This is a genomic window from Vibrio astriarenae (assembly GCF_010587385.1).
In the GTDB taxonomy this organism is placed as follows: domain Bacteria; phylum Pseudomonadota; class Gammaproteobacteria; order Enterobacterales; family Vibrionaceae; genus Vibrio; species Vibrio astriarenae.
This window is the reverse complement of the sequence record NZ_CP047475.1, coordinates 2724442-2742315: the sequence shown is the minus strand read 5'-3', so window position 1 is coordinate 2742315 and position 17874 is coordinate 2724442. Positions and strand designations below refer to the sequence as shown.

Genomic DNA, 17874 nt, shown 5'->3' with positions numbered 1-17874 from the left:
ATCTAACTCTTTGTCCTTAAAAGAAGAAACCAGCATTCAGCTGGTTTCGTTATTCTATCTGATATGCCTACTTTAACATAGGTTTCAAGAACCGAGCAGTATGAGAACCTTCGACTTCACTCACATCTTCTGGAGTTCCTTCGGCAATGATTTGACCACCACCTTGCCCGCCTTCAGGTCCTAAATCGATGATCCAGTCAGCGGTTTTAACCACGTCTAAGTTGTGTTCGATGACAACAACCGTATTGCCGTGGTCACGTAATCGGTGAAGGACGGTAAGCAGTTGCTGAATATCGTGGAAATGCAGACCCGTTGTTGGTTCATCCAAAATATACAGTGTTTTACCTGTGTCTCGTTTTGAGAGCTCGCGAGCAAGCTTCACACGTTGCGCCTCACCACCCGAGAGAGTCGTAGCGGCTTGCCCCAAACGGATATAAGACAGACCTACGTCTACCAGTGTTTTTAGCTTGCGTGCAATGACAGGTACAGGCTCAAAGAAGTCATGAGCATCTTCTACCGTCATCTCTAACACTTCATCAATGGTTTTACCCTTGTAGCGAACCTCTAGTGTTTCGCGGTTATAACGCTTGCCCTTACACGCGTCACAAGGAACATAAACATCGGGTAAGAAGTGCATCTCAACCTTAATTACCCCATCACCCTGACAGGCTTCACAGCGACCGCCACGCACGTTAAAGCTAAAGCGACCCGGCTTATAGCCGCGAGAGCGGGCCTCTTGAGTGCCAGCAAAGAGCTCTCGAATTGGCGTGAAAATGCCAGTGTAAGTTGCAGGGTTTGATCTTGGGGTACGGCCGATAGGGCTTTGGTCGATATCAATGACCTTGTCAAAGTGCTCTAACCCTTCAATGTTCTTGTAAGGGGAAGGCACCTGAGTTGTCGCGCCGTTAAGCTGGGTATGCGCAATCTTAAAGAAAGTATCATTGATGAGCGTTGATTTACCTGAGCCAGAAACGCCAGTAATACAGCTAAATAGGCCAACAGGAAGCGTAAGGGTCACATCCTTTAGGTTGTTGCCTGAGGCGCCGGAAAGCTTAACCACTTTCTTGCGATCAATAGGCGTACGCTCTTTCGGGACAATGATCGCTTTCTCACCCGATAGGTACTGACCGGTTAACGAGTTCGGATTAGCAAGTATGTCATCCACTTTACCTTCCGCGACGACTTGGCCACCATGCACACCCGCTCCAGGGCCAATATCAATCACGTGGTCAGCCATGCGGATCGCATCTTCATCATGCTCAACAACCAGTACCGTATTTCCAAGATCGCGCAAGTGGGTCAGTGTTTGCAAGAGGCGTTCGTTGTCGCGCTGGTGGAGACCAATCGATGGCTCATCGAGCACATACATGACACCAACAAGTCCTGCACCGATTTGGCTTGCTAGGCGAATACGCTGCGCCTCACCACCCGATAAGGTTTCTGCACTGCGTGATAGGTTGAGGTAGTTTAAACCGACATTTACAAGAAAGTGCAAGCGGTCATTGATCTCCTTCATCACCTTGTCGGCAATTTGTGCTCGCTGGCCTTCAAGCTCCAGCGTTTGAAAGAAATTAAGGGCATCAGCGATACTCAATTCAACGATTTCAGGCAGTGTGGTTTCGTTGATGAACACATTGCGAGCTTCGATTCTTAAACGCGTCCCATTACAGCTCGAACAAGATTTGGTGGAGATATACTTCGCCAGATCTTCTCGTACAGAGTTTGATTCGGTATCTCGGTAGCGACGCTCTAGCGTGTTGAGGATCCCTTCAAAAGGATGGCGTTTTACACGAATGTCGCCACGATCATTAACGTAGTGGAATTCGATTTCGGTACGACCAGAGCCTTTGAGGATCACCTCTTTCATCGGCTTCGAAAGTGATTTGAAAGGGACATTCAGATCGAAATCATAATGACTCGCCAATGAGGTCAGCATTTGGAAGTAATAGTAGTTCTTTTGATCCCATCCGCGAATGGCTCCTTCAGCCAGGCTTAGTGAATCATCGACAATGACTCGGTCTGGGTCAAAATACTGCTGTACCCCAAGGCCATCACATGTGCCACATGCACCTGCAGGGTTGTTGAATGAGAACAGACGTGGCTCAAGCTCTTGCATACTGTAGCCACAGTGAGGACAAGCAAAATTGGCCGAGAAAACGACCTCTTCACCTTCATCATCCATAGGGGCGACAACCGCAATACCACCAGAGAGTTCAATAGTCGTCTCAAACGACTCGGCAAGCCTTTGTTGAAGATCATCACGAACCTTAAAGCGATCGACAACCACCTCAATTGTGTGCTTCTTATGCAGTTCTAAAGGTGGTGGATCAGAAAGATCGCAGATGTCACCATCAATTCGAGCGCGGATAAAGCCTTGTGCAGCTAGGTTTTCAAGTGTCTTAACATGTTCGCCTTTACGCTCTTTGATAATCGGAGCCAGCAGCATCATTTTGCTGCCCTCTGGCATTTCGATGACTTTATCTACCATCTGGCTGATGGTTTGCGCAGCCAATGGCACCTTGTGAGTAGGACAGCGAGGCTCACCAACGCGGGCATATAGGAGGCGTAGGTAGTCATACACCTCAGTAATCGTGCCGACGGTTGAGCGAGGGTTATGTGACGTTGACTTTTGTTCAATAGAAATCGCCGGAGAGAGGCCTTCAATATGGTCAACATCTGGTTTTTCCATTAGAGACAAGAACTGGCGAGCATAGGCAGAGAGAGACTCTACGTAGCGTCTTTGACCTTCGGCGTATAGAGTATCAAACGCAAGTGAAGACTTACCCGAGCCAGATAGACCCGTGATCACAATCAGTTTGTCTCGAGGGATGGTGAGATGAATATCTTTCAGGTTGTGGGTTCTCGCCCCACGAACTTCTATGTTGTCCATAATGGCTTCGCTGTAAACTCCGAGTGGAATAAGTATTACATAGTGTGCGCTGTGTTCAAAGAAAATACTGTTTATAAAAACAGTAAGGCCACTCATGTGAGCGGCCTTAGATTAAAGTTTAGAGCGGATTTGGCGCTTAGCTAGATTTTTGCGTCGCGTGTTTACCAAGCTCTGCTGCTTTCTCATCTTTAAGGTAAAGATTTTCAAAGCAGTAGTTGGTTGCCTCGATGTAGCCTTCTACGCTACCACAGTCAAAACGCTTACCTTTGAACTTATACGCTAGAACACAGCCCGCTTTTGCTTGCTTAAGTAGCGCATCAGTAATCTGAATCTCACCACCTTTACCCGGTTCTGTGTTTTCAATCAGTTCAAAGATATCTGGTGTCAGAATGTAACGACCGATGATGGCAAGATTGCTTGGCGCAGTGCCTTTCTCTGGCTTCTCAACCATGTCATCAACACGGTAGATATCATCTTTGATCATCTCACCTGAGATCACGCCATACTTGTGAGTTTCATCTTCTGGCACCTCTTGAACAGCAACAATTGAGCAGCGGAACTGTTTAAACAGAGCAACCATTTGAGCGAGAACGCCTTCTTGTTCATTCACACACAGGTCATCAGCCAGAACCACAGCGAAAGGTTCATCACCAACAAGTTCACGGCCTGTTAGAATCGCATGACCTAAACCTTTCATTTCGCGCTGGCGAATGTAGGTGAAGTTTGCACTGTCAATGATCTCACGAATATCAACCAGCAGCTCTTCTTTGTTGGTACCGCTGATTTGATGCTCAAGCTCGTAGTTCTTGTCGAAGTGGTCCATGATGGAGTGTTTGCCACGCCCGGTCACAATGCACATGCCATTCATACCGGCTTGAATTGCTTCTTCAACGCCGTATTCGATCAGTGGCTTGTTAACGACTGGCATCATCTCTTTAGGCATGGATTTTGTTGCTGGTAGAAAGCGCGTACCGTAGCCTGCCGCTGGAAATAGACACTTCTTAATCATGTCAAATAGTCCTATGTGTTTTAGTTATGTCATGCTGCTAGATTATCACTGCATAGATGACTTAAGCATGAACCCTGATGGATTTTGTCTCGGGGAAGACTGACTCAAGTCTTAAACGCTAATCTTGCAACAGATAGTGATCCGCCCATGCTATCGCTTGTGACCGCTTTTTAACAGAGAGTTTGCGAAATATTTGATACAGATGTGATTTAACCGTGTGCTCAGTAATGCACAGAGTTTCTGCAATTTCCTTGTTCGAAGAGTTCGGTAGGCTCCTTAGTATTTGTAGCTCGCTAGCTGTCAGATTAACCACGACGGCAGGCTTTGGTGGTTTGAGAGTTTTCCGATAGTAGTGGAGTAATTGGCTGGTGACCTTTCTGGGAAGCCAGTTTTGACCATTGATCACCTCTCGCACCCCAGTTGCTATTTTATCTGTAGTTTCTGTTTTGAAAAACAGTCCTTTGAGATTGCCGTATTTGAGCAGTTCATCCGTGGTCAATCTTTTGGTGACATTGATGAGAATGGTATCAAACTCAGCAATATCAATTTCGAGCAGTGCAAGCTTTTTCAAAAGTGTGCTGCTTGATGAGTAGTCAAGAATGACTATTTTATTCAGGTGTCTAGGTTTCTCTTCGCAAAGGCCTTGTGGGTTTGTTTTGTAAATTTTTGTTTTTAGGCATGCCTCTAGTCGATTGATATGCATAAAGTTATCTTCTGGGTTCTGACACAAAAAATAGAGAGTGCGAGTATAGATTCCTCTCATAAAAGACGATCTCCTTAATCATTATTGTGTCTTTCATAAAAGCACAACAATACCTAGCTAATGGCATATCCTGTGAAAAGTGCGTGACGGTATAAAAAATAACGCTTTGGCAATGAAATTAGGTCTTAGAGTTATTGATATCACTCGCAATTTTACAGTTTGCAAGGGGCTACAAAACCTGCTTTCAGGTGGATAATAGAGTTTGCAAACTAGGCGATATCTGGATAAGCATGTTATCCTATCGATTGTCTTTTGAAACGAAACAAGAATACGGAGCGAAACATGGCTAGCCGTGGAGTAAACAAAGTTATCCTGGTCGGTAACCTGGGTAACGATCCTGAAATTCGCTACATGCCAAACGGCGGTGCAGTAGCAAACATCACTATTGCTACTTCTGAAAGTTGGCGTGATAAAGCGACTGGCGAACAGCGCGAAAAAACAGAGTGGCACCGTGTGGCGCTGTTCGGTAAGTTAGCGGAAGTTGCGGGTGAGTATCTGCGCAAAGGTTCGCAAGTTTACATTGAAGGTCAACTTCAAACGCGTAAATGGCAAGATCAAAACGGTCAAGACCGTTACACAACTGAAGTGGTTGTTCAGGGCTTCAATGGTGTAATGCAAATGCTGGGTGGTCGTGCTCAGCAAGGTGGCGGTATGCCAGCTGGCAATCAAGGTGGCCAACAGTCTTGGGGTCAGCCTCAGCAACCGGCTGCTCAAGCTCCACGCCAACCACAGCAAGCTGCGCCGCAACAAAATGCACCTCAGCAGCAACCGCAATATAATGAACCACCAATGGATTTTGATGACGATATTCCGTTTTAAGGATATCTCAGCGGTTCGATGATTATTGTTGATTTAGTAAATAACCCCAGCTTTATTCGCTGGGGTTATTTTTTTGTCGTAAAAAGACAAAATTTTCCTTAAATATCCATTAGAGTTCTAAGTTTTGTTGAGTCGATAGATATTAGTGATTAATGAACGTCAGGTTGCGAGAGTAATCAAGGATAGTTCTAGTTTTTTTACATATTTTACATCAATATCTCGACTCTCGATTGGGCACTCTTTTATACTGCGTACTTGAGAATGTAAAGGAAGCATTGCAACGGATGGCAAGGTATACACCTACCCTTAAATTAAGCACTCGGCTGGTGGCGTTTGTTACTATGATAGTAATCAGTGCGACCTTTATCCTATTTATTGGTGGTGCCCTGTCTTTTAAGCGTATAGGTCAAGAGTATATTCACCAATCACTCGCGGGTATTGCTGAGGTGGTGGATAAAGAGATGGAAGACCCAGACGCTGCCTATTCAATGCAGCGTTGGATTCCTAAAATGCTCCAGGCAAGTAATATTGTCGAAATGCGTTTGTCCTCAGAAGCGGGCGTCATTTACCGCTACAAAAACACCTCTTCACGTGCAGATAAGCATCTGTTGATGGAGAAAGAGTTCGACCTTGAACGCAATCCCGGTTATGTCATTGTTTTTACAGTAATGCCTCCTTATCTAGGCTATAGCTATTCCATTGGCGCAATGTGGTCTATCACCTTGGCGTTTGGTTTGATTACCTTTTGTTTAGTGCGTGGTGTTGGTTGGCTTAAACTCCAGCTCTACGGTTCAGAACTGCTGGAAGAGCGCGGCCGAATGATATTAGCGGGTCGTGTTGAGCAGTATGCACGCGGTCATGAACAAGAGTGGCCGTATACGGCAAGTGAGGCTTTAGATAAGTTAATTGCTGAGTTGCAAGATGCTCGGCAAGAGCGAAGCCGATTTGACACATTTATTCGTAGTCAGACCTTCTTGGATAAGGTGACTGGCAACGCTAACCGCATCTTATTTGACAGTAAGTTGGACTCAACACTAAACGAGAGTGGTTCTCGTGGTGGCGTGTTGATGCTACGCATTGATGATTGGGATGCACTAAAAGAGTCAAATGATAAATCATCTGTCGATCACTTCGTTGTTCAAATAGCTGAGAGCCTTTCCGCGATTATTCAGCGTTACCCCGATGCCATGCTATCTCGTTATTACTCAAGTGATTTCGCGCTGCTTATTCCGCATCAAGGAAGCAAAGAGCTGGCAACGATTGCCAACAGTTGCATTAAGCAGCTAGAAAAATTAACACCCTTGTCTCCGCTAGACCCTGATGATTGGTGTCATATTGGTGTCACCATGTATCAAGAGGGTGAGCATCCAAGCAGAATTATTGGTGAGACGGAAACGGCAGTAAAGAGCGCTCAACTACAAAGGGCGAGTGGATGGAGCAATTTTGAAAAACAGGCGGTAGAGAGCTCTGATAGAGGTAGCGTACGCTGGCGCACACTGTTAGATGAGGCGCTTCAGCCTGAAAAACTGATTTTATATACGCAACCTTGCTACCAGCTCAAAGCCGATAATCAGAAATCTCTGATTCACAATGAGGTGTTTATTCGCCTTAATGACCCTGAAAAAGGCGAGCTGAAAGCCTCTCGGTTTGGTTTGGCTGTTGAGTCGGTTGGTTATGAAGCGCGTGTTGATAAGGCAACGCTCATCCGCGTGCTGAAAGAGTTAGAAGCAGGTCGATTGCAAGGCAATATTTCGGTCAATATGTATGTGAAGCCTTTTTCGGACAAGGTCTATTTGCGTTGGTTTAGAGATGAGCTATTGCAACTGACCACCAGTATGCGCCAAAGGCTGTCTTTTGAGTTTGTCGAAGGGCAGTTGGTTGAGCACCTAGATTATATGCGCCCAGTGATTCGGATGTTGACTGGTCTTGGTTGTAAAGTTGTTGTTGGCCAAGCTGGAAGAACGATAGTAAGTACCTACTATCTAAAGGATTTAAATATCTCATACTTAAAATTACATAGAAGTTTGATTAAAAGAATCGATCAGCGTCATGAGAACCAGTTGTTTATTCGCAGTATGCTCGGAGCATGTGAAAGTAAAGATGCCATCGTGGTTGGTGTTGGTGTTGAAACAAAAGCAGAAGTAAAAACATTGCGTGATCTAGGGGTTTCCGGTGTGCAGGGACGGCTATACCAAAGTGAAGCGCCGCTGCTTATTGCAAAGAAGAATTCAAATAAAATTAAACAGAGCGACGATATGAGCCAGGTAATTAAACCGGGACGACGTAATCGTTGGAAGAAAAAGTAAGTCAGGAAATGATAAATTCGCTAATTCAAAGATTGAATAAAAAAGAGGTCAATGAAGCGAGCTCAATCGCCATTATTCAGCCCGCTGCTATTTATCTTTTGCATTCAGTAAAAAAAGAAGACAAGCAAATCTCAGTATCGCCTGTCGTTGACATATTACCTTTTGAACCCTCCGGCTGGGAATCGACATTATTTTCAGCGTTAAAGGCGAAATCGGCGCAAGGACGAGTGGACGTCATCTTGCATTCTGGCTTGTATCAGTCGTATCAAATAGAAACGCCTAAGCTGCCTAAAGAAGAGTGGCCGGTTGCACTGCCTTTTCTTTTAAAAGAGCTGTTGACGGAACGCGTGACGGAAGTGGTCGCAGATGCTTTTGCTTTACCAACAGGCAATAAAGCTCAAGCCTATGTCGTGCGCAAATTTTTGGTGATGCAGTTAGTTGAGGGCTTATCTTTGATAGGCTGCTCGCTGGGCCGTTTGACGACAGAAGAAGAGGTCTGGGGTGAGTCTGCTGGTGAGCTTGGTGACTTCCTTTTGCTGCAGCGCAGTAAGGGCGGACAGTTCCGCTTGAGTGCTTATCAACAACATCAAGTCGTTTTCCAACGAACTCTGCGAGGTGTGGTCGCCCCCGTCACGGGTGTTGCTAGCGCTGCACTGCAAGTTGATAGTCTCGCGTTAGAGCTGCAGCGCTCCATTGACTATCTGAGCTCACAAGTGAAAGGCGTGTCATTTCATCAGCTTCATGTGTGCTGTGACGAAGAGCAGCAACAAGAGTTAATCGAAGCACTGAATGAGCGTTTGAGCGTTAAGAGCTTGGCCTTGACCGAGGAACCGACGGAGTCGGGGCCGATCCTGGCAAAAACCGCTTCGGGTCTAAAGCGCATACAAATAAACCTATTCCCAGCTCACCTTAAGCCAAAGAAAGCGTTTTTCACCTTGACCAACGTGGTGGTGAGTTGGGGGATCGCTGCTGTATTACTGGGAGCGGTTTATGGTGCTTACAGTTGGCAGTTGAGTCAGTTAAACAGCGAGCTGACGATTGTTAATCAAGAGCGAGCCACACTGACATCACAAAAAACGGAACTGAATAAGCAGCTTGAAAAGCACCGCCCATCCTCTGAAAAAGTCGCTGCGGTTGAGCGGCTAAAGAAAGAGGTATCAGCGATGAAAGGCGCGCTGGAGGTGATCAACAATTACGATGAATCACAACAAATTGGCTATTCCGGTGTTATGCGTTCGCTGTCGGAATTAGGGCGCAATGATATTTCACTGTCGAGCATCTATGTTGATCAAGCCAATCTTGACCTTAGAGGTTTAGCGCGAACCGCTTCTTCTGTCCCTAACTGGGTAAACCAGTTTAAACAAGAGGTCAGCTTGGTGGGCCGCAGCTTTGAGCAGTTGAATATTGGGCGCAATGACGATGGCATTGTCACCTTCGAGCTTAAAACCAAAAAAGGACAGCAGTAATGAATCAGTATTGGCAGTCCTTGAGTGACAAATTTGATGCGATGAGCAGCCGTGAGAAATGGTTGATTACGGTATGCGGTTTTGTTGCCGTGATTATGTTGATGGTGACGTTGGCCATCGACCCTATATTGAACAAGGTTTCAGTCGCACAGAGACAGTTGGCAAGCATACAGTCATCGAATCAGATCCTGCAAGGTGAGCTTCTGCAGCTGACGGCTCGATTGAAGCAGGATCCCAACAAAGAGATTGATATCGAGTACAAGCGCTTGCTTAAAGACTCGCAAAAACTCTCTGAGCAGCTTTCAGGTGTGGTTGATCAACTTGTCACCCCAAGCCAGATGTCACTGCTGTTAGAAAACGTATTGCAGCAGTCGCAAAAACTCAATCTTGTCTCTCTTAATTCAATGGGAGCAGAGCAACTTCGCTCTACTCAAGGAGATGCAAGCAACACCTATTTCATTCACCCGGTTCGTATTGAGTTAACCGGTAAGTACTTTGACGTATTGGCTTACTTAGAAGCCTTGGAATCACTGCCCGTTAAATACTATTGGCGTAAGTTTCATTATCAAGTGGAAGAGTACCCTCAAGCTCGCTTGATCATGGAGGTTTACACATTGGGTGCACGTAAGGAGTTTATCGGTGGTTAAACAACTTCTTTTCATTACGCTGGCAACGATGAGTGTCGGCAGTTATGCGGCGCAAGACCCTACCGCCCCGCTTGGTTGGAGTGCGCCGAAAAAAAGCACGACACCTGTGAAACGTAGCTATCGAGTGCCCAAATTGAACAGCATCATTTGTAAACCTGAGCAAGCCGATTGTAGCGCCATTTTAAATAGTCGAATTGTTGCTACTGGCGACAGTGTTAACGGATATCAAGTCAACAAAATTACAGATCAATATGTGACCCTCACCCGCGCGGGCAAGCAATGGAAGTTGCAAATGTTCACATTAGACATAAAAGAATAAGGTATTGGTAAAGTCATGCGTAAACTCATTATAGCCATTGCAGTGGCATCGCTAGCCGGTTGCTCAATGGGACATCGAGACCCAGTGGAAGCAAAAGGTGCTTTGAATGAAGCGATTAACGAAGCCAATAGTCGCGCCTTAACTGAGCTGCCAAGCTCAGTAGAATCGGATTTGATGCCAGATTTAGATGGATCTGGCGTGAGCAGCTATGAGACGGTAAAGCGTTATCGAATCAAAGCGGATGAAGTCGAGGCAAGAGCTTTCTTCACCAGCTTAGTTCAAGGCACTGAGTACAGTGCCGCTATTCACCCCGCCGTGCGCGGTGCCATTACCGTTAACTTGACCGATGTGACATTGGATGAAGTGCTAGCGGTTGTACGCGATCTCTACGGTTATGAAGTGAGCCGTAAAGGAAAAGTGATTCAGGTATTTCCAGCCGACCTACGTACAGTGACGATTCCGGTTGATTACTTGCAGCTTAGTCGTAACGGGCGCTCTTTGACTTCCATAACCACGGGGACGATCACCAATACTGATGACAGCTCGAATAACAACAGTTCTTCAAACTTTTCATCTTCAAGCAGCTCATCAAGCTCAAATTCTAGCTCTTCAAACAGCACGTCCTCTCGAGGTGGTACTGAGATTGAAACCATCAGTGAGAGTGATTTCTGGCCTCAACTATCGACAGCAGTATCGCAGCTAATTGGCTCTGGTGACGGTCGCAGCGTAGTTGTTACACCGCAAGCGGGTGTGATCACCGTGCGAGCTTACCCTGACGAACTGCGAGAAGTGCGTGAGTTCTTGGGTATTTCTCAAGAGCGCATGCAGCGTCAGGTTATTCTTGAAGCGAAGATCCTAGAAGTGACGCTGAGTGATGGCTACCAACAGGGCATCAACTGGTCGAACTTATCCTTTGATGACGGTGCAGTGGTGATTGATCGCTTAGGTAACAGCGTTCTTCCGGGGATGGATACGATCGGCAGCTTGCTTGGTGGACAAACCAACGTCACGATCTCCGATGGGAGCTTTGAGGCGGTGTTGAGCTTCATGGGCACCCAAGGCGATCTCAATGTACTCTCCAGCCCGCGAGTGACCGCAACCAACAACCAAAAAGCCGTGATCAAAGTCGGTACCGATGAATACTACGTGACAGACTTTTCAAGTGTTGTCGGTTCAGGTGACAACTCAGAAGCTTCTCCAGACTTTGAATTGACGCCGTTCTTCTCGGGTATTGCATTAGATGTGACGCCACAAATTGATGATGGTGGCAACGTATTGCTGCACGTTCACCCTTCAGTTATTGAAGTGGAAGAGCAGGTGAAAGAGATTGGTTTTGGTGACCAGTCGGTAGTCTTGCCGCTCGCAAGAAGCTCGATCCGTGAATCAGATTCTGTGATCCGTGCTCGTGATGGTGATGTGGTTGTTATTGGTGGCTTGATGAAATCAAGCACGTCAGAAGCGGTATCGAAAGTGCCGTTCTTAGGGGATGTACCCGCGCTGGGGCACTTGTTCCGAAATACCACTGAATACACGGAAAAAACGGAGTTGGTTATCCTGTTAAAGCCCACCATCGTTGGTGTTAACACCTGGCAGAAAGAGCTTGAGCGTTCAAGAGACTTGCTGCAAGAGTGGTTCCCAGAGCAGTAAGCTGTTGATCTAAAAATGTATCTAGAACACTTTGGTCTTTCTCAATACCCGTTCCATCTAACTCCAGATACCGAGCTGTTTCTGGGGTTAGAGTCGCACTATGAGGCGATCCAGACAGTGCTGTCGGCATTGCAAATGGGCGAGGGTTTGATCAAGGTGACAGGAGAAGTGGGGTCCGGTAAGACCATGGTTTGTCGTATGTTGATCAACCATCTATCGGATGTCGCTCAGCTAGTTTACTTACCGAACCCTGCGTTAAGTGGGGATGAAGTCAGAGTCGCCGTCGCAACCGAGCTTGGACTTGAGTCGACTTCGCGTTTGTCGATTGTGGAAGAGATTCAATCTCACCTCATTGAACTGTCTAAGCAGGGGCTGAGAACGGTCGTGCTGGTGGATGAGGCCCAAGCCCTTTCTGATGAGGCTCTTGAGGTCTTACGCTTGTTCGGCAATCTAGAGACCGAACGGAATAAACTGCTGCAGATTGTGCTTTTAGGTCAACCTGAGCTTGATGAACGTTTGTCGCAGCACCACCTGCGACAGTTTCGTCAACGTATTACATTTAGTGCTCAGCTTCGTCCGTTAACGCTTGACGAGGGTGTGGCTTATATTGATGCGAGGCTCAAAGCCACAACAGAGCAACAAGACATCTTTTCATTAGCCGTTAAAAAAGCGATTTGGCGCGCGGGAAAGGGCAACCCTCGCTTGATCAACCAGATAGCCCATAAAGCCTTGATATTGGCCTTTAGTCGGCAAACCAGTCATATCAATAATGAACATCTGTTTGCTGCGATTCACGATACGGTGGATAGCTGCAAACCTAAATTTAAAACCCCTATGCTGTGGGGGTGGAGTAACTCATGAGTGTTATTAATAACGCCTTGTCAGAGCTAGCGAACAAGCAGAGTGAGTCCAAACACTCGATCGAAAAGGCGGATATTGTGCCTGTGAAGCGCCGAACTGTGCTGCCCTGGGTAGTTGGAACCTTTGCACTGACCATCGCTGTTGGAGGTTGGGCGGTGTCTCAACAGTCCAAACAAATACGCTATGCTGAGTTTGAAAGTGTAGAGAGTCATTTGGCTGCGCAAATACCAGAGCAACCGAGTGATGTTAGCCCTCAAACACCAATAAACTCTCCCACACAAAGAGTGGCAAATAGCTCATCGGCAATCTATTCAGCGCAGTCAAAGACAGTGACTGAAGTTGCTATTGAGCAGCCGGCCGCTGTGAGTACACAGAAAACACACACACAATCCAAGCCTGCTGTTCATACTAAACCCGTGGAGCAACCAATGCTTATCGCGAAAGTCGATGCACCTGCTCCGAAGCAAAGCATGATGATTGAGCAGGTTGAGCTGACCAAAGAGCAGCTTGCAAGAAACGCAGTACAGCGTGCTAAAAAAGCCATTGATGCGAATAACATTCAAGATGCCCTCTCATCGTTTAACGAGGCGCTGCGACACACCCCTTATGATGAAAAAGTTCGTCAACAATATGCGGCGCTTTTCTACGGTAAAGGGGATGCACGCAAGGCATTCGAGATCCTTCAATCAGGTATCCAGCTCAATCTAGATGGTGAAACGCTACGCATAGCGCTGTCGAAGATGTTGATCAAAGAGAAGCAGCATGAGGCAGCATTAACCCCATTGGTTCCGTTATCTGATACGCCTTCACTTGAGTATCTCTCTTTGCGTGCCGCATTGGCACAAAAAGCCGATCAAGATGATCTTGCTCTCGATAGTTATCAGCGTTTGGTCAGCCTTGACGCAGAAAACGCTCGCTGGTGGCTTGGTTTAGCGATCCAACAAGAGAGACAGCTCGATCTTGAGAGCGCAAAAGCGGCTTATCAAAAGTCGTTAACTACGATCGGCATCTCAACACAATCACAAGCCTTCGCTCGTGAGCGATTGAAGTTAATTCGCACCTTACAGGAGAGCGGCAGTGAAAATTAAGCTAAGAAAACGCCTTGGTGACCTACTCGTTGAGGAGGGGGTCATCACCGAGGAGCAGGTCCAGCAGGCACTTACTGCTCAGAAGTCGACAGGTCGAAAGCTAGGTACGGCACTTATTGAGCTTGGTTTTTTGACTGAGGCGCAGATGCTGAACTTCCTGTCTCAACAGCTTAATCTGCCGTTGATTGATCTTAGCCGCGCCCAAGTTGATGTCGATGCGGTGCAGATTCTGCCTGAGGTGCATGCTCGTCGCTTACGAGCGCTGGTTATTGGACAAACAGAGACGTCACTTCGCGTCGCAATGAGTGATCCTGCCGATCTCTTTGCTCAAGAGTCGCTGCTCAGCCAACTCCCAAACCACTCCATCGATTTTGTTATCGCGCCAGAGAAACAGATCGTAGAAGGGTTTGATCGCTACTATCGCCGCACCAAAGAGATCGCCTCATTTGCAGAACAGTTACAAGCGGAGCACCAAAGCACTGACGTGTTTGATTTCAGCCTCGTTGATGAAGACAGCGAGAGTGATGATGTAACGGTTGTTAAGCTGATAAATTCGCTGTTTGAAGATGCGATTCAGGTTAATGCCTCTGATATCCATATCGAGCCAGACGCTAATGTATTGCGTATCCGTCAGCGTATTGATGGTGTCTTGCATGAAACCTTGTTGAATGAGGTCAACATCGCGTCAGCTCTGGTTCTGCGCTTGAAGTTGATGGCGAACCTCGACATCTCAGAAAAACGCCTGCCACAAGATGGCCGCTTTAACATCCGCACTAAAGGCCAATCGGTTGATATCCGTATGTCGACCATGCCAGTGCAATACGGTGAGTCGGTGGTGATGCGTTTGCTTAACCAGTCAAGCGGTGTTCGTGCGATGGAAGAGTCAGGTTTGCCGCCAGAGCTGCTTGCTCGCTTCCGCCGCCAGCTAAAACGACCACACGGTATGATCCTCGTAACAGGCCCTACCGGTTCGGGTAAAACCACCACGCTGTATGGTGCCCTCTCTGAGTTGAACAAGCCGGGTAAGAAGATCATCACGGCGGAAGATCCGGTCGAATATCGTTTACCGCGAGTCAACCAGGTGCAAGTGAATCCAAAGATCAACTTGGACTTCTCTACCGTACTGCGTACTTTCTTACGTCAAGACCCGGACATTATTCTGATTGGTGAGATGCGTGACCAAGAGACCGTCGAGATTGGTTTGCGTGCCGCTCTAACGGGTCACTTAGTATTGAGTACCCTTCACACCAATGACGCAGTCGACAGTGCTCTGCGTATGATGGATATGGGCGCGCCAGGCTATCTGGTGGCCAGCTCTGTACGTGCGGTACTCGCTCAGCGTCTGGTAAGAAAAGTATGCCCAGATTGTAAAACCGAAGATACGGTGGAAACCCATCGTGAACAGTGGCTGTCACAACGCTTCCCTAACCAAGTCGGCGCGACGTTTATGCGTGGTAGTGGCTGCCAGAACTGTAACCTAACCGGTTACCGTGGACGTATCGGTGTATTCGAGCTGCTTGAGTTTGACCAAGCGATGATGGACTGCTTGCGCGGGAATGATGCGGTGGGCTTTGCTCAACAAGCACGAAAAGCAGAAGACTATAAACCACTGTTAGCCTCCGCTATGGAGCTTGCTTTGCAAGGGGTTGTTAGCCTCGATGAGGTAATGACACTTGGTGAAGGTGATACTTCGGGTAATGCCGAAGCGATCATGATGTAGAGGTTTGTATGCCTACTTATCAATATCAAGGGCGCCATCTTGATGGTAACAAAGCCAACGGAAAAATCGAAGCTGCAACTGAAGAACTGGCAGCTGAAGCGTTGATGAACAAGGGGATTATTCCTACGCAGATATCAGAAGGCGGCTCTGGTGGCCTCAACCTTGATCTGCAAAGCTTGTTCACTCCAGCGGTACCGTTGGAGGTGTTGGTGATTTTCTGTCGTCAGCTATACAGCTTGACTAAGGCAGGCGTACCACTGTTGCGTGCAATGCGAGGTTTGACCCAAAACTGTTCCAATAAACAGTTGAAAGAAGCACTGGAAGAAGTGTGTGCCGAACTAACCAATGGTCGCGGTCTTGCGGCTTCGATGCAGTTACATTCTCGTGTGTTTAGCCCCCTGTTTGTCTCCATGGTAAACGTTGGTGAAAATACGGGTCGTTTGGATGAGGCGCTGTTGCAACTGGCTGGTTATTACGAGCAGGAAGTGGAAACTCGCAAGCGAATTAAAACCGCGATGCGTTATCCAAGCTTTGTTATCAGCTTTATCGTGATCGCCCTTTTTATTCTGAATATTAAGGTGATACCGCAATTCACCAGCATGTTCAGTCGTTTTGGTGTCGATTTACCACTCCCCACACGCATCATTATCGGCATGTCAGAATTTTTTGTTGATTACTGGGCATGGATGTTAGCGGCAATTTTTGGTGGCCTGTTTGCGTTTCAGGCATGGGTGCGCACGGCAGAAGGGCAAGAAAAGTGGGGCAAAATCCGCCTCAGAATCCCGATTGTCGGTGGCATCGTCAATCGTGCCTTAATGGCGCGCTTTTCTCGAACGTTTGCCTTGATGCTGAAATCAGGCATCCCGTTAAACCAGTCTCTCGCATTGGCGGCAGAGGCATTAGACAACAAATACCTCGAAGCTCGTTTGCTTGAGATGAAATCACAAATCGAGTCGGGCAGCACGGTGTCATCAACCGCGGTGACGAGTGGTATTTTTACCCCACTCGTTATTCAGATGATCTCGGTGGGTGAAGAAACCGGTCGTATCGATGAGTTGTTGTTGGAAGTAGCGGATTTCTATGAGCGTGAGGTGGACTACGATTTGAAAACTCTTACCGCACGTATTGAACCGATCTTATTGCTGATTGTCGCTGGGATGGTGTTGTTGTTAGCCCTTGGTATCTTCTTACCTATGTGGGGAATGCTAGATGCTATCAGAGGTTAGTTATGGCGGATAACTATCGGCGCTTACAAACTGCAATATGGGGTTGTGTCGTGCTTTTATTGATTGCCGTGTTTTTACAGCATTGGCGCAAAATGGAAAGACCGATAGTTGATACAGCATTTATCATTGCAGGCAAAGTGATTTTAGAGCAAGCAAATATTTATCACCAAGAGTGGCTATTACTGAAGCAGCCTACTAGCTTGTTTTTAGATGGTCGAGATTTATACATCAACAATAAAGGGTGGGTTGTCCCGATTAACTCTCTAGGGGAGATGGATTGTTACTATTGGTGGTCAGCGCTTTATCCGGCAAATCAGATACTGAAAAGTGATTTTGAGTCAGTCGAATCTGAAGTTAACGGAAATGACTACCATTGTTCGTATTATGGTAACAATCAGAGCTTATCCATTAGTCTTGTGAATAATAGGTTTTCGGTTGATGTGACTTTGGTTGCTAAATGATGAAATAATGTTGTAACGAGTGTTCTTGTAGGAGAAATACTCTAGTATAATGTGATCTTGTTTCAAGGGATGGGTTAAACATATGAAAAAGAACCAACAACGTGGCTTTACACTAGTGGAACTTATTGTAGTTATAGTCGTTCTTGGTTTGTTAGCGGTTGCTGCACTACCGAGATTTGTTGACGTAACAGAAGAGGCTAAAAAGTCGAGTATTGAAGGGGTTGCAGGTGGCTTTGCTACTGCAGTCCTTTCAGCTAGAGCTCAGTGGGAGGCTGAAGCTCGTCCTAACATCAGTTCAGATAATTATGTCAATTATGACGGTACTGAGTTTTGGCTGACACGTGCAACCAATAATGGTGGGAATGATACGGGTTTTCGCAATGGGTACCCTTATGCCCTCAAAACCAGTGACTCAGCTCCGGGCCAAGGCACGACGAATGCTCGCTGTATCGAGTTAATGGAGAACCTTCTTCAAAGCCCACCAAAGGTCGGTACGGTTGCACAAGCTTCCTCAGACTCCAGTTATAAATACTCAGCTGAAGCTGATGGCGCTGCAGACACTTGTACCTACGTTCAGCGAGAGGGCTCAAGCGAGCACGAGTTCGTTTATGAACTCACAACGGGACGTGTAACTGTCACGTTAGAATAATTA

At 46.8% G+C, this 17874-nt stretch carries 15 protein-coding genes; 12 read left to right on the top strand and 3 right to left on the bottom strand.

What is annotated here, in order from left to right; translation table 11 throughout:
• Positions 1-67: 67 nt before the first annotated feature.
• From uvrA to GT360_RS12700, 3 genes are all read right to left on the bottom strand, one after another.
• On the bottom strand, positions 68-2890 hold the full coding sequence (uvrA, locus tag GT360_RS12710) for an excinuclease ABC subunit UvrA (protein ID WP_164649229.1): 2823 nt from the start codon (positions 2888-2890) through the stop codon (positions 68-70).
• A gap of 136 nt (positions 2891-3026) precedes the next feature.
• The gene (gene galU, locus GT360_RS12705; protein ID WP_164649228.1) at positions 3027-3899 is read right to left on the bottom strand and encodes a UTP--glucose-1-phosphate uridylyltransferase GalU; all 873 of its coding nucleotides are present in this window, start codon (positions 3897-3899) and stop codon (positions 3027-3029) included.
• Between the two features lie 118 nt (positions 3900-4017).
• Entirely contained in the window at positions 4018-4662 is a 645-nt protein-coding gene (locus GT360_RS12700; protein WP_164649227.1) for a response regulator transcription factor, read from the bottom strand.
• Between the two features lie 282 nt (positions 4663-4944).
• Here GT360_RS12700 and GT360_RS12695 point away from each other — a divergent pair, with 282 nt between their 5' ends.
• From GT360_RS12695 to GT360_RS12640, 12 genes are all read left to right on the top strand, one after another.
• Positions 4945-5481, top strand: coding sequence for a single-stranded DNA-binding protein (locus GT360_RS12695; RefSeq protein WP_164649226.1), 537 nt, complete (start codon positions 4945-4947; stop codon positions 5479-5481).
• Positions 5482-5765: 284 nt separating this feature from the next.
• On the top strand, positions 5766-7787 hold the full coding sequence (gene csrD, locus GT360_RS12690; RefSeq protein WP_164649225.1) for an RNase E specificity factor CsrD: 2022 nt from the start codon (positions 5766-5768) through the stop codon (positions 7785-7787).
• Between the two features lie 8 nt (positions 7788-7795).
• Positions 7796-9253 carry a PilN domain-containing protein gene (locus GT360_RS12685; protein WP_164649224.1) on the top strand — a complete coding sequence of 486 codons (1458 nt, stop codon included), beginning with the start codon at positions 7796-7798 and terminating at the stop codon, positions 9251-9253.
• Positions 9253-9900: a type II secretion system protein GspM gene (gene gspM, locus GT360_RS12680; RefSeq protein ID WP_164649223.1), complete on the top strand. Its 648-nt coding sequence runs from the start codon at positions 9253-9255 to the stop codon at positions 9898-9900. The genes GT360_RS12685 and gspM overlap by 1 nt, the downstream gene beginning before the upstream one ends.
• Complete coding sequence (locus GT360_RS12675; RefSeq protein ID WP_239502555.1) at positions 9893-10219, top strand: MSHA biogenesis protein MshK; 327 nt, start codon at positions 9893-9895, stop codon at positions 10217-10219. The genes gspM and GT360_RS12675 overlap by 8 nt, the downstream gene beginning before the upstream one ends.
• Before the next feature lie 15 nt (positions 10220-10234).
• Positions 10235-11866 (top strand): pilus (MSHA type) biogenesis protein MshL, encoded by a 1632-nt coding sequence (mshL, locus tag GT360_RS12670; RefSeq protein ID WP_164649222.1) that lies wholly within the window; start codon positions 10235-10237, stop codon positions 11864-11866.
• A 15-nt stretch (positions 11867-11881) separates the two neighbouring features.
• On the top strand, positions 11882-12727 hold the full coding sequence (locus GT360_RS12665; protein WP_164649221.1) for an ExeA family protein: 846 nt from the start codon (positions 11882-11884) through the stop codon (positions 12725-12727).
• On the top strand, positions 12724-13815 hold the full coding sequence (locus GT360_RS12660) for a tetratricopeptide repeat protein (RefSeq protein ID WP_164649220.1): 1092 nt from the start codon (positions 12724-12726) through the stop codon (positions 13813-13815). Before GT360_RS12665 ends, GT360_RS12660 begins: the two co-directional genes overlap by 4 nt.
• Complete coding sequence (locus tag GT360_RS12655) at positions 13805-15535, top strand: GspE/PulE family protein (protein WP_164649219.1); 1731 nt, start codon at positions 13805-13807, stop codon at positions 15533-15535. The genes GT360_RS12660 and GT360_RS12655 overlap by 11 nt, the downstream gene beginning before the upstream one ends.
• An 8-nt stretch (positions 15536-15543) precedes the next feature.
• Positions 15544-16761, top strand: a complete 1218-nt coding sequence (locus GT360_RS12650; RefSeq protein ID WP_164649218.1) for a type II secretion system F family protein — start codon at positions 15544-15546, stop codon at positions 16759-16761.
• Between the two features lie 2 nt (positions 16762-16763).
• Positions 16764-17222: an MSHA biogenesis protein MshF gene (locus tag GT360_RS12645; protein WP_164649217.1), complete on the top strand. Its 459-nt coding sequence runs from the start codon at positions 16764-16766 to the stop codon at positions 17220-17222.
• Positions 17223-17304: 82 nt separating this feature from the next.
• Positions 17305-17871 (top strand): prepilin-type N-terminal cleavage/methylation domain-containing protein, encoded by a 567-nt coding sequence (locus tag GT360_RS12640; protein ID WP_164649216.1) that lies wholly within the window; start codon positions 17305-17307, stop codon positions 17869-17871.
• The last annotated feature ends 3 nt before the right edge of the window (positions 17872-17874 follow it).